The sequence below is a fragment of the Pseudomonas brassicacearum genome, assembly GCF_003732265.1.
Classification (GTDB): Bacteria; Pseudomonadota; Gammaproteobacteria; order Pseudomonadales; family Pseudomonadaceae; genus Aquipseudomonas; species Aquipseudomonas brassicacearum_D.
This window is the reverse complement of the sequence record NZ_MOBK01000001.1, coordinates 658,662-676,160: the sequence shown is the minus strand read 5'-3', so window position 1 is coordinate 676,160 and position 17,499 is coordinate 658,662. Positions and strand designations below refer to the sequence as shown.

17 protein-coding genes and 2 pseudogenes are annotated in these 17,499 nt (G+C 60.9%); 11 read left to right on the top strand and 8 right to left on the bottom strand.

The window, feature by feature from the left end; all coding sequences use genetic code 11:
- Nucleotides 1–3: 3 nt before the first annotated feature.
- A complete protein-coding gene (gene glcE, locus BK660_RS03240; RefSeq protein ID WP_123432052.1) occupies nucleotides 4–1,068 on the bottom strand; it encodes a glycolate oxidase subunit GlcE in 1,065 nt (354 codons plus the stop codon).
- Nucleotides 1,068–2,567: a glycolate oxidase subunit GlcD gene (gene glcD, locus BK660_RS03235; RefSeq protein WP_123432051.1), complete on the bottom strand. Its 1,500-nt coding sequence runs from the start codon at nucleotides 2,565–2,567 to the stop codon at nucleotides 1,068–1,070. Before glcD ends, glcE begins: the two co-directional genes overlap by 1 nt.
- A 381-nt stretch (nucleotides 2,568–2,948) precedes the next feature.
- Between glcD and BK660_RS33420 the strand changes: the two genes are divergently transcribed.
- The 5 genes from BK660_RS33420 (at nucleotide 2,949) to BK660_RS32910 (ending at nucleotide 8,352) form a co-directional block, all read left to right on the top strand.
- Nucleotides 2,949–4,964 carry an aminotransferase class I/II-fold pyridoxal phosphate-dependent enzyme gene (locus BK660_RS33420; RefSeq protein WP_123432050.1) on the top strand — a complete coding sequence of 672 codons (2,016 nt, stop codon included), beginning with the start codon at nucleotides 2,949–2,951 and terminating at the stop codon, nucleotides 4,962–4,964.
- Nucleotides 4,965–4,991: 27 nt separating this feature from the next.
- A complete protein-coding gene (locus BK660_RS03225) occupies nucleotides 4,992–5,774 on the top strand; it encodes a transporter substrate-binding domain-containing protein (RefSeq protein WP_123432049.1) in 783 nt (260 codons plus the stop codon).
- Between the two features lie 153 nt (nucleotides 5,775–5,927).
- Entirely contained in the window at nucleotides 5,928–6,641 is a 714-nt protein-coding gene (locus BK660_RS03220; protein WP_123432048.1) for an ABC transporter permease, read from the top strand.
- Between the two features lie 5 nt (nucleotides 6,642–6,646).
- A complete protein-coding gene (locus BK660_RS03215) occupies nucleotides 6,647–7,345 on the top strand; it encodes an ABC transporter permease subunit (RefSeq protein WP_123432533.1) in 699 nt (232 codons plus the stop codon).
- Complete coding sequence (locus BK660_RS32910; protein ID WP_123432047.1) at nucleotides 7,345–8,352, top strand: DMT family transporter; 1,008 nt, start codon at nucleotides 7,345–7,347, stop codon at nucleotides 8,350–8,352. Before BK660_RS03215 ends, BK660_RS32910 begins: the two co-directional genes overlap by 1 nt.
- On the opposite strand, the pseudogene BK660_RS03205 reads toward BK660_RS32910, so the two are convergent.
- Nucleotides 8,308–8,793, bottom strand: a pseudogene (locus BK660_RS03205) (TetR family transcriptional regulator C-terminal domain-containing protein); the annotation flags it as partial. The gene BK660_RS32910 and the pseudogene BK660_RS03205 sit on opposite strands and share 45 nt — an antisense overlap.
- 170 nt (nucleotides 8,794–8,963) lie before the next feature.
- Between BK660_RS03205 and BK660_RS03200 the strand changes: the two are divergent.
- Entirely contained in the window at nucleotides 8,964–9,980 is a 1,017-nt protein-coding gene (locus BK660_RS03200) for a M14 family metallopeptidase (RefSeq protein ID WP_123432046.1), read from the top strand.
- Here the strand turns inward: BK660_RS03200 and BK660_RS03195 are convergent.
- Nucleotides 9,977–10,870, bottom strand: a complete 894-nt coding sequence (locus BK660_RS03195) for a LysR family transcriptional regulator (RefSeq protein ID WP_221178634.1) — start codon at nucleotides 10,868–10,870, stop codon at nucleotides 9,977–9,979. The genes BK660_RS03200 and BK660_RS03195 overlap by 4 nt on opposite strands.
- 157 nt (nucleotides 10,871–11,027) lie before the next feature.
- On the opposite strand from BK660_RS03195, the gene BK660_RS03190 reads away from it, so the two are divergent.
- Both BK660_RS03190 and BK660_RS03185 read left to right on the top strand, forming a co-directional pair.
- The gene (locus tag BK660_RS03190; RefSeq protein WP_123432045.1) at nucleotides 11,028–11,567 is read left to right on the top strand and encodes a carbonic anhydrase; all 540 of its coding nucleotides are present in this window, start codon (nucleotides 11,028–11,030) and stop codon (nucleotides 11,565–11,567) included.
- 67 nt (nucleotides 11,568–11,634) lie between these two features.
- Nucleotides 11,635–12,015, top strand: a complete 381-nt coding sequence (locus BK660_RS03185; RefSeq protein WP_123432044.1) for a RidA family protein — start codon at nucleotides 11,635–11,637, stop codon at nucleotides 12,013–12,015.
- Between the two features lie 48 nt (nucleotides 12,016–12,063).
- Here BK660_RS03185 and BK660_RS03180 read toward each other — a convergent pair whose 3' ends face one another.
- Nucleotides 12,064–13,776: an amidase gene (locus BK660_RS03180; RefSeq protein ID WP_123432043.1), complete on the bottom strand. Its 1,713-nt coding sequence runs from the start codon at nucleotides 13,774–13,776 to the stop codon at nucleotides 12,064–12,066.
- A gap of 331 nt (nucleotides 13,777–14,107) precedes the next feature.
- On the opposite strand from BK660_RS03180, the gene BK660_RS03175 reads away from it, so the two are divergent.
- On the top strand, nucleotides 14,108–14,443 hold the full coding sequence (locus BK660_RS03175) for a hypothetical protein (protein ID WP_123432042.1): 336 nt from the start codon (nucleotides 14,108–14,110) through the stop codon (nucleotides 14,441–14,443).
- Nucleotides 14,444–14,617: 174 nt separating this feature from the next.
- Nucleotides 14,618–14,997: pseudogene (locus BK660_RS03170) on the top strand (hypothetical protein); the annotation flags it as partial.
- Between the two features lie 6 nt (nucleotides 14,998–15,003).
- Here the strand turns inward: BK660_RS03170 and BK660_RS03165 are convergent.
- Nucleotides 15,004–15,300 carry a DUF7693 family protein gene (locus tag BK660_RS03165; protein WP_123432041.1) on the bottom strand — a complete coding sequence of 99 codons (297 nt, stop codon included), beginning with the start codon at nucleotides 15,298–15,300 and terminating at the stop codon, nucleotides 15,004–15,006.
- A gap of 165 nt (nucleotides 15,301–15,465) precedes the next feature.
- On the opposite strand from BK660_RS03165, the gene BK660_RS03160 reads away from it, so the two are divergent.
- Nucleotides 15,466–15,855 (top strand): c-type cytochrome, encoded by a 390-nt coding sequence (locus BK660_RS03160; RefSeq protein WP_123432531.1) that lies wholly within the window; start codon nucleotides 15,466–15,468, stop codon nucleotides 15,853–15,855.
- Between the two features lie 405 nt (nucleotides 15,856–16,260).
- Here the strand turns inward: BK660_RS03160 and BK660_RS33540 are convergent, their stop codons facing one another.
- Nucleotides 16,261–16,611, bottom strand: a complete 351-nt coding sequence (locus tag BK660_RS33540; RefSeq protein WP_404942933.1) for an FRG domain-containing protein — start codon at nucleotides 16,609–16,611, stop codon at nucleotides 16,261–16,263.
- Nucleotides 16,607–17,455: a hypothetical protein gene (locus BK660_RS03150; protein ID WP_123432039.1), complete on the bottom strand. Its 849-nt coding sequence runs from the start codon at nucleotides 17,453–17,455 to the stop codon at nucleotides 16,607–16,609. The genes BK660_RS33540 and BK660_RS03150 overlap by 5 nt, the downstream gene beginning before the upstream one ends.
- Between the last annotated feature and the right edge of the window lie 44 nt (nucleotides 17,456–17,499).

Sequence of the window (17,499 nt, the reverse complement as noted above, 5' to 3'; positions counted from 1 at the left end):
GGTTCAACACTCCGCGTACAGGCGACCGGGGTTGAAAATGCCCCGTGGGTCAAGTTGCTGCTTCAGGTTCTGGTGGTAGCGCATCAGCGCAGCAGGCAACGGCTGGAACGGGCTGTCGATCAGGCCATGGCTGTAGCAGGTGACATGCCCGCCGACCTCACCGACGATCTCGCGAATGAACGTAGCCTGCGCTTCGGATTTGAGCCAGCGTTGGGCGCCGCCCCAATCGATCAGTTGGACGCCGGGCAGGGACAGTCGGGGCGTGTTATGGGGCAGGGACAAGCGCCAAAGGGGTTGGTCCTCATCGAAGAAACTCAGTCGGTGTTCGTTGAGGTCCGCCCAATAGCTCGCGTCCAGCAACTCGCCGCCCAATCGGTCATGGGCCGCCGCCACCGAGCCTTCGCCGCCCTCAAGCCGCAGGTGCAGGCGTTGCCCGTCGTGGCACGCGGCGCTGATCGGCAAGGGCTGCTGGCCCCATTCCGCAAGGCGCAGCAAGGCGCGGTCGCTGTCCATGTCCAGGCTGATGCTCAGGCACTGACGCGGTTTGGGCAGGACCTTGAGTGACACTTCCGTCACCACCCCCAGCGATCCATAACTGCCGACCATCAAGCGCGACAGGTCGTAGCCGGCGACGTTTTTCATGACTTCGCCACCGAAGCGCAAATGCTTGCCGTGCCCGGTGATCACCCGCGTGCCGAGGACGAAGTCCCTGACTGAGCCCGACCACGGGCGCCGTGGCCCCGACAAGCCGCAGGCAATCATGCCGCCGACGGTAGCGCCTTCGCCGAAGGAGGGCGGTTCGCAGGGCAGCATCTGATGTGCGTCGTCCAATACCTCAGCCAGTTCTGACAACGGTGTGCCGCAGCGGACGGTGATCACCAGTTCGGTCGGATCGTAGCTGACGATGCCTCGGTGGGTGCGCGTGTCGAGCACTTCACCGGCGACGATGCGTCCAAGGAACGCCTTGCTGTTGGAGCCCTGAATGCGCAACGGCGTGGCGTTTTGCAGCGCTTGATTGACCTGCTCCAGCAGCGCGGCACTGTCATCCATGTCGTATTCGCTACGCATCAGAAGCGCTCCAGGTCAGGGAAGGGCAGCTGCCCCATGTGCACGTGCATCGCGCCAAACTCGGCGCAGCGGTGCAGGGTCGGAATGTTCTTGCCGGGATTGAGCAGGCCACCCGGATCGAAGGCGGCCTTGACCGCATGGAACACGGTCAGCTCATCGCTGTTGAACTGCGCGCACATCTGATTGATCTTCTCGCGACCCACGCCGTGTTCGCCGGTAATGCTGCCGCCGACCTTCACGCACAACTCGAGGATCTTGCCGCCCAGGGTTTCGGCGCGGTCGAGCTCGCCCGGTTGATTGGCGTCGAACAGAATCAGCGGGTGCATGTTGCCGTCGCCGGCGTGGAACACGTTGGCCACCCGCAAACCATATTCAGCCGAGAGTGACGCGATAGCCCGCAACACACCGGGCAATTCGCGACGCGGGATCGTGCCGTCCATGCAGTAGTAATCCGGCGACAGGCGTCCCACGGCCGGGAAGGCATTCTTGCGCCCGGCCCAGAACCGCACGCGTTCGGCTTCATCGCGGGCCTGGCGGACTTCGGTGGCACCGGCCTGTTCGAGCACCTGGCGCACGCGGTCGCAATCATCATGGACGTCGGCCTCAACGCCATCGAGCTCGCACAACAAAATGGCTTCGGCGTCGACGGGGTAGCCGGCGTGGATAAAGTCCTCGGCGGCGCGAATCGCCAGGTTGTCCATCATCTCCAGGCCACCGGGGATGATGCCGGCGGCAATGATGTCACCCACCGCGCGGCCGGCCTTTTCCACGGAGTCGAAGGCGGCCAGCAGCACTTTGGCGGTTTGCGGTTTGGGCAGCAGTTTGACCGTGACCTCGGTGATTACCCCGAGCATGCCTTCGGAACCGGTGAACAAGGCCAGCAGGTCAAAACCGGGCGAATCGAGCGCGTCGGAGCCCAGCGTCAGGTGTTCGCCCTCGACGGTCAGGATGTCGATCTTGAGCAGATTGTGCACAGTCAGGCCGTACTTGAGGCAATGCACGCCACCGGCGTTTTCGGCGACGTTGCCGCCGATTGAACAGGCAATCTGCGAGGACGGATCCGGCGCGTAGTACAAGCCAAACGGCGCAGCCGCCTGGGAAATCGCCAGGTTGCGCACCCCCGGCTGAACCCGCGCGGTGCGGGCGGCGGGGTCGATGTGCAGGATGTTGTTGAAACGCGCCATCACCAGCAGTACGCCTTTTTCCAGCGGCAATGCACCGCCGGACAACCCGGTGCCGGCGCCACGGGCAACCACCGGGACTTGGTGCTCATGGCAGACTCGAAGGATGCCCTGGACTTCGTCGAGGTGGCGCGGCAATACCACCAGCAACGGCGTGGTGCGATAAGCAGAGAGCCCGTCGCATTCGTACGGTCTGAGCTCTTCTTGCTGATGCAGGATGTCCAGATCCGGCAAGCGTGCTCGCAGCGCCTGGACCAGGGCGGCTTTGTCGACCTCGGGCAAAACGCCGTCGACGCGTTCGTCGTAAAGAATGTTCATAGCCTGATCGCGACCCTCGCTTGTTTTTATTAGAGGTCCTTCGGTGGCAGCTCACGTGCATCATTGGCCTGACGGGTTTTTCTGTCTATGCGTTGTTTCTCAGGCTGTTCGGCTGATTAACAAAAGCCCCCTCAAAACATTAGCTTATAGCTGCTCGTAAACATTGATTGCAGACGTGGACAGGCGTCTGAGTTCACGTATTACCCATCAAACCCCGTTATCGAAAAGCGGCGCGACTGTCGTGAAAACGACCTGTTTACGCTGATCGCGAACCTTCGCGACTTTTCTGTTGAACGACTGTTCAGCTTCGACTATGTTGATGGCCACCTCCCCGGCTGGTAGCGCGGGCTGGCGTTTCTTCAATTCGAACGAGGCACTGGCATGCGGTTTTCACCTTTTGTTGAGCGGATTTCAGGCGACGGTGTGGCCGCCTGGGATATTCACAATGCAGCCTTCGAAGCCCAGCGCCGTGGCGAGGATGTGATCATTCTCAGCGTCGGTGACCCGGATTTCCCCACGCCCGACTTCATCACCGATGCTGCCATCGAAGCGCTGCGCGAGGGCGACACCCACTACACCGAAATCGCCGGTCGCCAGGCCTTGCGCGATGCGATCGCCAACCGCTACAGCCCATTGTTCGGCCGTGAGGTGCAAGCGTCGAACGTGATCGTCGCGGCCGGGGCGCAAAACGCGTTGTTCATCACCTCGATGTGCTTGCTCAACACGGGCGACGAAGTGATTGCCCTGGACCCGATGTACGTGACGTACGAGGCCACACTCAAGGCCTCCGGTGCAACGCTGGTGCGGGTGCCGTGCTCGGCGGATTGCGGTTTCCGGCTCGATGCCGCCGTGTTGGCCAAGGCCATCACCCCGCGCACCCGGGCGATTTTCTTCTCCAACCCGAACAACCCCACCGGCGTGGTGCTCAACCGCGAAGAGCTGCAAGCCATCGCCGACCTCGCCATCGAACATGACTTGTGGGTGGTGGTCGACGAAGTCTACGAAAGCCTCGCCTTCGAACGCGAACACCTCAGCCTCGCGGCGCTGCCGGGCATGGCCGAGCGTTGTGTGGTGGTCGGCAGCCTGTCGAAATCCCATGCCATGACGGGCTGGCGGATCGGCTGGATCGTCGCCAACGAAGCCTTGATCGCCCACGCGGAAACCCTGGTGCTGAGCATGCTCTATGGCTTGCCGGGGTTCGTCATGGAAGCAGCGCTGAAAGCGGTGCAGGCCCACGAAGACGTCACCGACGGCATGCGCGATATCTATCGCCGTCGGCGTGATCTGGTGGTCAAGGGCCTGTCGAACTGCCCGGGGATTTCAGTGCTCAACCCCGATGCCGGCATGTTTGTGTTGATGGACGTGCGTGACACCGGGCTGACTTCGCTGGAGTTCGCCTGGCGTCTGCTGCGCGAGGCGCGCGTGTCGGTTCTCGATGCGGCCGCGTTTGGCGAGCCGGCGCAAGGTTTTGTGCGGCTCTCGTTCACCCTCGGTGAAGAGCGGCAGGCCCAGGCCTGTCAGCGCATTCGCGATTTTGTCCTGGTGCTGAAAGGTGAAGCGCCTCGCCCCGTAATCAGCCCCGTGACCAGTCGCGTCACCTGCCAGGCCACCGTTACACCGGTCACCTCCAAGACCATGATCGAAGTCGATGGCCTGCACAAACGCTTCGGCAACATCGAAGTGCTCAAGGGCGTCTCGCTGACGGCCCGCGAAGGCGATGTGATCTCCCTGATCGGCGCCAGTGGCTCGGGCAAAAGTACTTTGCTGCGCTGCATCAACATGCTTGAAGTGCCGGACCAGGGGCGCATTCTGGTGGACGGCGAAAGCATCAAGCTCAACCACGACCGTCCCGGCGCGCCGCTGGTGTCTGACGCCAAACAGCTGGTGCGGATCCGTTCGAGCCTGGGCATGGTGTTTCAGAACTTCAACCTCTGGCCCCATCGCACGGTGCTGGAAAACCTCATCGAAGCGCCGACCCAGGTCCTGCGTGAAAGCCGAGCCGAAGCCACTGAACGGGCTGAAGCCTTGCTGGAACGCGTGGGGCTTGCGGCCAAGCGCAACGAGTACCCGGCGTTTCTCTCCGGGGGACAGCAGCAACGGGTGGCCATCGCCCGGGCCCTGGCCATGCGGCCCAAGGTCATGCTGTTCGATGAACCCACCTCGGCACTCGACCCGGAACTGGTCGGCGAAGTGCTGCGGGTGATCCGCTCCCTCGCGGAAGAAGGCCGGACCATGATCCTGGTGACCCATGAGATGGCCTTTGCCCGCGATGTCTCGTCCAAAGTCGCCTACTTGCACCAAGGGCTGATCGAGGAAACCGGTTCGCCGGATGAAGTGTTCGTACACCCACGCAGTGAACGTTGCCGACAGTTCGTCAACGCACATCAGACTCGCTAAAACATCATAAAAAGACGGGGAAAAATCATGGGAAATCGACGTTTGGCAAACTGGTTTACCGGCGCGGCCTGCTTGTTGCTGGCTGGCATGAGCGCGGCGCAGGCGCAACCGATCAGGTTCGCGGTCGCGGCCGAACCCTATCCGCCGTACACCGAGAAGCAGGCCAACGGTGAGTGGAAAGGCTTTGAAGTCGACCTGATCCACAAGCTGTGCAGCGAGATGAAAGCCGAGTGTGAAATCAAGGAAGTGGCGTGGGACGGCATCATTCCTTCATTGCTGGCAAAGAAGATCGACGTGATTTTTTCCTCGATGTCGGTCACCGAAGAGCGCGAAAAACAGATCGCCTTCAGTAAGGCTTACTACGACTCGGTGATCGCGATTGTCGGGCCGAAGGATGCGGCTGTTAAGAAGTACCCGGATGACCTCAAGGGCAAGACCATTGGCGTGCAGAACTCCACGGTGAGCGCCAGCTACCTGAAGACGTACTACGAAAAAATTGCCGACGTGAAGTATTACGACACCCAGGACTCGGCCAACGCCGACCTGATTGCCGGTCGCATCGACCTGATGATGGCGGACGGCACGGCCATGGCGGCGTTCGTCCAGACCCCGGATGCCAAGGACCTGGCCTACCTCGGCGCAGTGCCTTACGACCCGATCTTCGGCAAAGGCGTGGGCGCCGGTCTGCGCAAGGATGACACCGAACTCAAGGCCAAGCTCGACACGGCCATCAAGACCTTGCTGGCGAGCAAGGACTATGACGACCTGTCCCAACACTACTTTGGTACCAGTGTGAAACCGGCGTTCTGACCTCCACACAATCCTGTGGCAGATGCAAAACCTGTGGGAGCGGGCTTGCTCGCGAATGCGGTCCGACATTCAGTAATGATGTTGACTGATACACCGCCTTCGCGAGCAAGCCCGCTCCCACAAGGTCCGGTGGTGCTTTAACGGGAGAGTGAAATGCCGGCAATGTTCGATTTGATCAATTTCAGCGAACAAGGATGGGGCAGTGCGCTGTTGAAGGGGCTCTGGATGACCCTGCAGATTTCCGCCGGGGCGTTTGTGCTCGGGCTCCTGATCGGGCTGGTGGTGGCCTGCCTCAAGCTGGGCGCGCCGAAACCGATCGCGGCACTGATGCGCAGTTACACCACGTTATTCCGTGCGGTTCCGGAATTGTTGCTGATCCTGCTGCTGTATTACGTCGGTTCGATGCTGCTCAATTCGCTGATGGCGCAAATGGGCTACGACAGCGTGAATGTCAGCGGTCCGCTGGCGGCGATTGTGGTGCTGGGGCTAGTGCAGGGCGCATACGCCTCGGAGATTTTCCGGGCGGCGATCCAGGCCATTCCGTTCGGTCAGATCGAGGCAGGCAAGGCGTTCGGCTTGAGCGGCTTCGGCCTGTTCCGGCGGGTCACGCTGCCGATCATGGCGCCTTACGCCATGGCCGGGATGGCCAACCTGTGGATCAACCTGATCAAGGACAGCGCCTTGATCAGCGTGGTCGGCACCAATGAGCTGCTGTACACCGCCAAGCAAGGCGCGGGCTCGACGCGTCACTACCTGTTGTTCTACCTCACCGCCGCGGCGATGTATTACGCGGTGACACTGGTGTCCAACTACCTGTCTGGACGGCTTGAGCGACGCATCCGTCGCTGGATGCCTTTGGCTGAGTGAATGAAATGATTCCAGCGTGGATAGTTGAATACGCGGCGCTGTTGGGCCGGGGGCTGCAAACGACCATCACCATCTTGTTGATTTCCAGCGTGTTCGGTTATGCGCTCGCGGTGCTGGTGGCGCTGGCGCGGATCTCGAAAAACAAAGTGATCGCCAAGGTCAGCCTGTTCTATACCAGCGTGACGCGCGGTACGCCGTTGCTGATCCAGATCTACATTTTCTACTACGGCCTCGGCAGCCTGTTTGCGCAGTTCCCGTTGATTCGCGGCAGCTTCCTCTGGCCGTACCTGCGCGACGGTTACTGGTACATCGTGTTTGCCTTGGTGGTGTCGGTGGGCGCCTATGTCGGCGAAGTGATTCGCGGCGGGCTGCTGGCGGTGCCCAAAGGTGAGATGGAAGCCGCGTCGGCGTTTGGCATGACCCCGCGCCAGTCGTTGCTGCGGGTGCGTTTACCCAGGGCGTTGCGTCTGCTGTTGCCGACGTTGGCCGGAGAGACCGTAATGCTGCTGAAGTCCACTGCGCTGGCCTCGACCATTGCCATTATCGACCTGCTGGGCGCCGCCAACGTGGTGCGGGCGCAAACGCTGCAAGTCTATCAACCGTTGCTGTTGGTGGCCGGCGTGTATGTTTGCCTGACGTTCATGATCGAAGCGCTGTTTGCCTTTGCCGAACGGCGCGGGACGCCCGTGCGCAGGTCGGTGTAATGAGTACGCCGCGGATCGTCGACCGGTCGTTGCAAGGCATTGGCCTGTGCACCTTGGGTTATACGTTCCTGGCGTTGCAGGATGCCGCCATCAAGTGGTTGGTGGCGGATTACTCGGTGGTCAGCATTCTGTTCTGGCGCGCCCTCGTGGTGGTGCTGGCCTGTCTGCTGGCGGGACGTTTGCGGCTGGTCCAGCGCGCCTGGCGCTCGCCGAGCCGACGCTTGCTGGTGGTGCGCGGATTGTTGTCGATTGTCGCCTGGGTGCTGTATTACACGGCGGCCCGGGACCTGACCCTGGCAGAAATGACCACGCTGTATTTCTCGGCACCGATCATGGTCACGGTGCTGGCGGCAGTGATTCTCAAGGAGCGCGCCAGCGGCTGGCAGTGGTTCAGCCTGGTCATCGGTTTTGTCGGCGTGATCATCGCCTGCCGCCCGAGCAACCTGGTCGATCCGGTGCCGGTGGTGCTGACGTTGTTGGCGGCGATGTGCTGGGCCTTCACCTACATCCAGTTGCGCCAGGTGGATGAGCAGACGTCCGTGCTGGAACAGATGTTGATCACCAACGTGGTGTTTGTGATTTGCATGGCGGTGGCGTTGCCCTGGACCTACACCCCGGCATCCACCCCCGCGTGGCTGGGGATGCTGGGCGCCGGGCTGGTCGGCGGCATCGGCCAGTTTCTGCTGTTTGCCAGTTTTCAGCGGGCCACCGCTACCTTGCTCGCGCCGTTTGAATACACCGGGCTGATCTGGGCGTTCCTGTTGTCGAGCCTGATCTGGGGCACGCTGATGGACATGTCGCTGATGGTCGGTGCCGGGCTGATCGCCGTCAGTGGCACCCTGGCGATGATCTTCGGGCGTCATCCCTCACAAGACGTCGTCGGTGCTGAATGCTCCGTGTCGCAGCCCCTTTATCCAGCAGCGACAGATGTGGAGGCCGTTGGCGGGGCTGAAGGTTTCGGGGTTCAGGCACCACTCGATCCAGAGTCCGTCGAGCATCGCCGATAAACCGATGGCGGCCAGGCGCGTGTCGTGGATCACGAAGCCTTCGCTGGCGGCCATGTCATCGAGCAGTTGGCGGAGCAGGTCGAGGTAGGCGCGGTAGCTTTTTTCGTGGGACTGGCTGACGTGTTCGGAGTGCCGGATCAGGCTCCAGAACACCACCCAGACCCCAAGCAATTGCGGGTCCATTACCCGAGGCGAGAACGAGCCGGTGAGGAACGCGTCCATCTTCTGCGCGGGCGTGCCGGCCTGCTGGATTTCCTGGAGCAGGGCAGTGGTCAGCTCGCTGGCGATCTTTTGGTAGGTGTCGGCAATCAACGCATCAATGCTGCCGAAATGGTGGTTGAGCAACCCCACGGACACGCCGGCCTCGGTGGCGATGCGGCGCACGGAAATGCCGGCGTGACCGTCGCGCACCAGGCAGCGCAGGGTCGCGGCCACCAGCATTTCGCGTCGCTCGTCCGGCTCAGCGCGGCGGTTTTTCGTGGAGGGGATTGTCACAAGGAATCCTTGGGTGTGTTGCCTGGTGGCGAGCTTAGTTGAACGTGCGTTCAATCTCCAGTTCGGTCTGGGCAATGTGTCGGTTTTTAACGTTCGTGACGCGGGAGGACAAGCAGATGGCGCAGGATGTTTCGTTCAGTGTTCGCAACAACAACGGTGACCCGATGCAGGTCAGCGCGTGGCGCTTCGACGGCAATGGCCGCGGGCCGACCGTGCACCTCCAGGCCGGGGTGCACGCCGATGAAATCGCCGGGATGCTGGTGTTGCATCTGCTGATGCACAAGCTTGAGATCGCTCAGGCCCTGGGTCGGCTCAACGGCAGCGTGACGGTAGTGCCGCAAGCCAATCCACTGGGCATCGGGCAGTTTCGCCAGGGACGCATTCTCGGTCGCTTTCACGACGCTACCGGGCATAACTTCAACCGTGGGTTCGACCAATCGGCCGCCATGGCCCAACCCTCGACCAACGTCCAGGAATGGCAAAAGAAACTGGTGCAACTCGCGGCGCCGGCAGACGTGATGCTCGACCTTCACACCGATGACGAAGCATTGCCCTACCTCTACGTTCACCGCCGTTTCTGGCCCCGTGGCCGTGAACTGGCCGCCGCGATGAAGATGGATGTGGCGATCATCTGGGATGACGGCGGCGATGGCTCTTTCGAAGAGACCATCATTGCGCCGTGGCTGCGCGACGGCGTCACCGAGCAGCGCATGGCGGCGACGCTGGAGTTGCGCGGGCAGGGCGACGTCAGCGACCGGATTGCCGAGCAGGACGCCGAAGGATTGTACGTTTGGCTATGCGGCTGCGGGGTCATCGATGAGGTGCAGGTACCCGCTGACTGGCCCGTCGAGGCCATGGAAATGGGCCACATGGAAACCATTCTGGCGCCTCAGCCCGGCGTGCTGATCTTTGAAAAACAGCTGGGCGATTTCGTCGAAGAAGGGCAGCGCTTTGCGCGGATTCTGCGCCGACCGGGCGATCCGTCATCCGAGGTGGTGCTGGTGGCCGAACAAGCGGGGCGCATGGTCACCCGCTATCGCGATCGGCTGGTGCCACAGGGCATGGTAGTGGCGAAATTCACCGGCAGCCGGGTCTCGCGCAACTGGAGCGGCGGGTTGCTGGACCCGAACTAGGCATCGCTGCCGAGCGTGGTGGCGAGGAAGTCGGCGAACGCACGCGCCGCCATGCGAGTCGTGCGTCCCAGCGGAAAGTAGGCGTGCACGGGCAAGTCTGCCATTTTCCACTCCGGCAGCAGTTGCACCAGATCACCGCTGGCCCGTTCCAGGGCGCTGGCCCAGGACGTCGTCGAGACGATGCCGAGGCCCCCGGCGGCGGCCGCCAACGCACCTGCGGTGTCATTGGTCGAGAACTGCGGATTGAGATTGATCGATGAGACATTGCCGTCGCGCTCGAATTGCCAGGACGAGACCTGCGCGCCGGCCGGACCACCGACGATCCGGTGGTGGGCAAGGTCGCTCGGCAGGGTGGGCGTACCGTGGCGCGCGAGGTAGGCCGGGGACGCGACAATCACCCGGTGCATGGTGCCAATCTGCCGCGCTGTGCCGGCCAGGTCCGGCAGGTGACCCACACGAATGCCGACGTCGACGGCTTCCTTGACCATGTCCTGCCATTGGTCTTCGAGCATCAACTCCAGGTGCAACTGCGGATGACGCTCGGTAAAGGCCGCCAGCCTGGGAATGACCACGCGAATGCCCATCGTCGACGGCATCCCGATGCGCAGCAACCCGCGTAACTCGCCGGTCTCGCGCACGCTGTTCTCGGCATCGTCGACGGCGGCGAGGATCGGCTCCATGCGCGCCAGAAATTCCAGTCCGGCCTCGGTCGGCACCACCGCCCTGGTGGTACGCGACAGTAGCCGCGCCCCCAGGCTGGCCTCCAGCTCGGCAATCATCCGCGACACCTGCGACTGCGCCAGCCCGCTTTCACGCGCGGCCGCCGAGAAGCTGCCGAGCCGTGCGACGCGGGTGTACAGCCTCAGGGTGAGGATGTCTTTCAAGGGCATGGCCGCGTTCCTGTTGTGGGCGAACAAAGGCATTAATGCTGATCCGAGATAAATCTTAGCTTGATTCGACGGCTACCGGAGGATCTGGCCGGGCGGGATAGTGAGACACCTGCTGTCGCAGCGCAGCTGATTCCACACTTGATTGATGGAGATGACCATGGACTTTCTACAGACCCTGACCCAACGCAATGTGGCGTTCGCCGCGAACGGTTTCGCTACCGATTTGAAGATCATTCCTTCGCAGCAAACGCTGATCCTCGGTTGCGTCGACCCCCGCGTCGACCCGATGGATGTGCTCCAGCTTGAGCCCGGTGAAGCCGCGGTGATCCGTAATGTCGGTGGCCGCGTGAACCCGGCGCTGTTTGAGACGATGGCCATTCTTGGCACCGTTTCGCGTGTTGGCGGCGCTGCGGTGGGGCAGGGCTGGAACCTGATCGTTCTGCACCATACCGATTGCGGCATTCGCGGTTGCTACCACCATGCACCTGAATTGCTGGCCAAACACATGGGCGTCGCGACAGACGAATTGGCAGCGCTTGAAATCGACGACCCTTATAAAGCGGTGGCGGTTGACGTGGCGGCATTGAAGGCCCATCCGAACCTGCCGGGTGGTTTCACGGTGACAGGTCTGGTGTACGACGTGACGACCGGGCTGATCGAAACGGTGGTTCCTTCCGGGTTGCTGCGCCCCGAGTAAGGGAGATGGATGTAAACTGCGCGCCTGATACGCAACAGCTCCTTTTCACCTCAAGCGCGAGATCCCCATGGCTAACCAAGACATCACGTTCATCCCTGATCCGGACCAGGATTCCATCTCCTCCGACGTTGCCGGTTTTGGTGGGTTGCTGGTCTCCACTCAAATCCCTACCCGCGCCGACGGCAGCCTGGAACTGGGTGGCATCGTCGAGCAAAGCGAATGCACGCTGCAAGCGCTCAAGTCAGCACTGGAAGGTGCCGGCAGTTCGATGGATCGGGTGTTGCACCTGACCATCTACCTCACCGACATGGCCGACCGCGCCGCGTTCAACGAGGTCTACACGCGTTTCTTTGCCAAACCATGGCCGGTTCGCGCCGCTGTGGGCGTGGCCGCTTTGGCGGTCGAAGGTATGCGTGTGGAAGTGACCGCGATGGCGGCGAAGGGCTGAATCGTTGAGCGGGATGGGAGCCTGTAGCGAACCAATCCCGCTCAATGTTTACGGCTGGGTTGGCAGCGGCGGGGTGCGCGGCGGGATCAAGCGTTTGCTCCCGGTGGCTTCAAACGCCGACGCCAGGCGCAGCAGCGACGAGTCGTCATAGGCGCGACCGGCAAAGGTCAGCCCGACGGGCATGCCGATGTCCGGCATCACGCCCATCGGCACAGTGACCGTCGGAACGCCGAGGTGACGGATGGCGAGGTTGCCGTTGGCGACCCAAATGCCGTTGCTCCACGCAATGTCCGCAGACGCAGGATCGACATCGGCATTCGCCGGGCCAACGTCAGCAACCGTCGGGAACAGCACCGCGTCCAGCCCCAAACGATCCATCCATTCCTCAAGATCGATACGCCGCGTGTGTTCCAGCCCGCGCAAGCCATCAGGCACCGTGGTGATCTCGTTCCACGGCGTAATCCCGCGTTCGGCCATCCGCACATACTCGTCCATGCCGGCCACCAGGTCGCCCTCGCGGTTGGGCAGCGTGCCCGGATCGTGGGGGAAAATCAGCGGTCCGTCGACGTCGACCAAGCGGTTCAATTTTGGATCGCCATTGGCCTGAAGGAAATCATCGAACGCCCAAGCCGTCAGGTCCCACAACTCATGGTGCAGGAACTCCTTGGAGACGATGCCGCGATTGAACACCGTCGGCGCACCCGGACGGTCGCCTTCGCAGTTGGAGACCAGCGGGAAATCGACTTCGACGACTTCGGCGCCGGCGGCTTCGAGGGTCTTGCGCGCTGCTTCCCAAAGTCCGATCACCGAGTCGCGGGTGTTGATGCGCTGCCCGGTCGGCCCGCCGATACCTGGCGCCTCGCTGGTGCCCGCTTCGAGATCTTTGTTGATGTACATGCGTGGCACGCCGAAACGCTTGCCGGCGAGTGCCTCGGGTTGCGCGGCCAGTTCATGGTAGGAGGCAGGGCGCACCGAAGTGACACTCGGAATCGGCACCCAGGGTTGCATCCGCCACAGATCGCCGCGGGTGTCCGGGTCTTCGGCCACGACCACGTCGAGCACTTCAAGCAGGTCCGCCATGGTCCGGGCAAACGGCACGACCACGTCCATGGTCGGCGTCAGCGGCCAGTTACCGCGCACCGAAATCACCCCGCGCGAGGGCGTATAGGCGCACAACCCATTGTTCGACGCCGGGCCGCGTCCGCTCGACCAGGTTTCTTCTGCAAGGCCGAACGCGGCGAAACTGGCCGCAGTTGCGGTGCCGGCCCCGTTCGACGAACCCGAAGCGAAAGGCGCGGTGAGGTAGTCCGCGTTATACGGGCTCTCGGCACGGCCATAAACCCCGCGCTGCATGCCGCCGTTGGCCATGGGCGGCATGTTGGTCTTGCCCAGGCAGATGGCGCCGGCACCGCGCAGGCGTTCGATGGTGAACGCATCACGATAAGCAATCAGGTTGGCGAACGCCGGACTTCCGGACGCGGCGGTCAGCCCCTTCACCAGATAACTGTCCTTGGCCGTGTAGGGGATGCCATCGAGTGGGCCCAGCGTCTCGCCTTTGGCCCGGCGGGCATCGGACGCTTGCGCTTCCTTGAGCGCGTCGGGGTTGCGCACCACCACCGCGTTGAGAGCGGTGGGTGTGTCGGCGCCGTCGTAGGCCTCGATCCTGGCGAGATAAGCCTGCACCAACTCGACCGCCGTGGTCTGGCCGGATTCAAGCGCAGCACGCAGTTGCGCAATGGAAACCTCAGTAACTTCAATCATGCTGTGACCGCCGACGGCTGATGGGAGACGTGGGATTCAGGGGCATCACTTATCTGAAAACGGGTGTTCATATTCGATTCTCGTTGCACTGCATGACGCGGGGCAGGGGCTGGACGGGTGACCTGAGCGTTGCATTTTGGCATTAAGCCGGTGGCAGAGGAAACGCTGTCCGCCGCGCGTGCCGGATGGAGGTGCCGTCAGTCAGGGTCACTCGAGCGGTGGGCGAGCGGCAACTATCCTTTTTGTAGGTAGTACCAATTGGCCATCACCTCCGCTAGAGTGTGCGCCGCCCGAGAGACGGATCCCGGGCACATTCTCATGGAGTTTTTCAGTGAAGTACCTCAGTAAAGTTGTCGCGGTTGCTCTGTTCGGTCTGGTTTTGGCGGGTTGCACCGGTGCCCCGATGAATACCCAGCACTATGACGCCAGCCAATACACCGTCATCGGCCACAGCGAAGCAACCGCTACCGGCCTGTTGCTGTTCGGTGTGATCCCGATCCGGCAGAACAGCCGTTTTGTTCGCGCGCAAGACGCGGCGATCAAAGCCAGGGGCGGCGACGCGATGATCAACACCCAAGTGCAGGAAAACTGGTTCTGGGCGTGGGTCCTGACTGGTTACACCACCAAGATCTCCGGTGATGTGGTCAAGCTGAAAAACGTTCAGTAAGCGCAGAGCCCTGCCGGTTGGCGGGGATGCGTTGACGTGAAAAAGCCCGGTTTAGCCGTAATACTGTTCACTCAAGAAAATCTTGAGACAAACGCAAACTTGTGGCGAGGGAGCAAGCTCCCTCGCCACAGATACGGTGCGTGAACAGCATCACGGTTTAGCCGGGCTTTTACCGTCATCACCGACCAGCGGACGATCCTCGCCGACAAAGTGGTGATCAGCGCGGGCATGTGGTCGGCAGGTTTGCTCGGCGAGCCGTTCGACCGCTTGCTGAGGGTGTGTCGCCAGAAGCTGTTCTGGTTTGAGTTGGAGGAGGGCGCCCGGTTTGCACCGGTGTCACCGTGTGCACCTATACCGTCACCCCGGACAGCCATTTCATCATCGATGAACATCCGACACTGAAAAACACGCTGGTGGTTTCTGCCTGCTCTGGGCATGGCTTCAAGCACTCCGTGGCATTGGGCGAAGCGTTTGCGCAGTGGTGCATACGGGGCCGCAGCGAGCTGGATTTATCAGCGTTTTCGTTGAAGCGGTTTGAGAAGGCTATGGGTTGAGGTTGCCTAGCTTGCGGCCAGTAACCGCTCGATCTGAGCCAGTTCCCATGCGCTGAGAAAACTGACCGGGTCGGTGCCGAAACGTTGCCAACTGTCGAGATCACCCTCGCGGCCATCGGGGCTGTGGCAACGCTGGCACCGGCGCAAATGGACGCCGTCGATGTCGAGAGTCAGGCGCCAGCCTTCGATGTCAACCTGTACCTGGCCGGGCGCGGAGGATTCATCGAGGCGCAGCAATGGGTGGATGCCCAGGGCGGCATCGCGCAATGTCTGATAAACCTCGCGGGCGGTGAGAGGGGGCACAGGTGTCTCCAGTCAAATATTCGTCAAGCGTCAATGCGCCCGGCACAGGATAAAGACTGCGCTGGAAGCTGTCAGCGAGTAAGCCTTAATGACGCCGTGGGTTATGAAGACAGCCATTCTTTGCGTAGACTTTCGCGCCCAACGAAACACGATTGGGAAATGAACATGAAGAAAGCCGCTGCACTCACGTTTACCTTGCTGCTCACGGCAGGTGTATTCAGCCTTCAGGCACACGCGGCCGGCGATGCTGAAGCGGGTGCGACATTGTTCAAGCGAATTTGCGGGGGCTGCCATCAGGTCGGGGAATCGGCGCGGGGTTCATTCGGTCCGCAGCTCAATGGCATCTTTGGCCGGCGTTCCGGTAGCACCACGGATTACCAGTATTCCGACGCGATGAAATCCGCCGGTATCGTCTGGACCCGCGAAACACTGACCGCTTACCTCGAAGCGCCGAAACAAGTGGTCCCCGGTACTCGCATGATTTTCTGGGGGCTCAGCGATCCGGAAAAGATCGAAAACCTGCTGGCTTACCTGCAAACCTTTCAGCCGCAGTGACGCTTTGCGGTTTTCGCCAAGGACAGTGGGCGTGTGCCTCGATTAGCTGAGTTGGTCTTCGTATTGCGCAACCTGTTGAGGCAACTATCGATTGTGGAATCAACCGTCGTCCGGAAGGGCTCGCGCTAAATCAAGCATCTTTTCCCACGTTTCTATTTGTTCTGTTTCCCTTCATATCTGTAGACGTAGATTAAAGGCGTTACGGGGATGATGTCTGCCGGCGTTGTATTTCTTATTGATTTGAAGTTTGGGTTGTGAGGGAATTCGATTTTCACCCTCCATTGTTGAAATCTTTCAAAATCATAAGGGTTTGTGTGTAAAACCCCTCCCTCGTTGCAGATATAGGCGGTTCACGAAAGGTGGGGCATCACGATGGATGCACCATCTCTTATAAACTCGTCGAGGTTATACATGAATACGGCCGATAGGGCGGGGCTGTTGGGTGATGTAGTGGAACTGGCGAAATGGATGGCCACAGCAGGCGCCGGTCATATCGACAAAGTCTGTCAAGGAGGCCTGGAAATGCTGAGCCGTGGCTTTTATGTCATATTTCGAAAGCGGTACGCCTACTGAGTTTTCTATTTCCGGGCACTTCATCAGGAGCGTGAAGAACTCGAGTTTCTTTTTCTCGAGTTTTTGATTGGTAGTGGCTCTGTATAAGGAGGGCGTCACATCATAAGATGAATTTGCCTGGCCTCGAAATACGGGTGTGGGAGGTAAGTCGGGAAGGCCGTCAGGATGTTTGGTGACTTCAATGCCCAGTTGCTGCCATTGGTGAAAGGCGATCCGAGACTCCTCCCCCGCGCGGATCTCCTGGCAAATAATGCCCCGTCACCTTGAAATACGCCGCGGATGTCCTGTCTCCGGGAGCACCATCTACCTTTACAAATATTCCCGGGAACGTGTTGAGCCAGCGCTGCAGGTTTTCTGCCTTGGCCTCGGCCTCAGGGTTGCCCGGCCTGGTGGCCGAATATTCAACGATGAATGGGCCGTCCTGCGGAGCAGGTGAGGGCTGATCGGGGAAATCGATATAGCCGTTCTCAGCCATGCGCCGTAGCAACACCGCTGCACCGCATTGCGCCGACTTTGCACTCTCCGACCAAGTTCCGTCACCGACATACTTGCCGCTTTGATAGTGGTTGCTGAAGCTCCACAAGTAGGGCGTCAGCACATGGGGGTGATACAGCCGATAACCGATGCCGTTATACAACTCCAGTTGATACAGCGTACCGGGCAGCGTCCAGTCGGTCCTCGCGTTCAGCTTGCGCAGGGTCAAGGCATCAACGGCACTGGTTTCCCACGTGAAAGGCGGTGGACCAAGAGGCCTGCCTGCGGGCACGTGCACGGTGCGTGCTGTCAACGGGTCGCCATTATGCAAGTGCTTTTGGAATTTTTGGCTGGACTCCATGTTGTGTACAACTGCGATAAAACCCCACGGAATGTCCATGCTTTCGGCCACACCCTGATACTGTTCGCGGTGTTCGTAAAGACTGTTTACCAATGCGTTGACGTCATTAAAACGACTTGGGTTTATTAGGCAGCTATTAAATAGCTGCTCATATTCCAGTTTTAGCGCAGGGGTAAGGCTGAGTTTGGCCATGGTATCTACCTGCTTGACGTGATGGTGTTGAGTTATATGAGTCA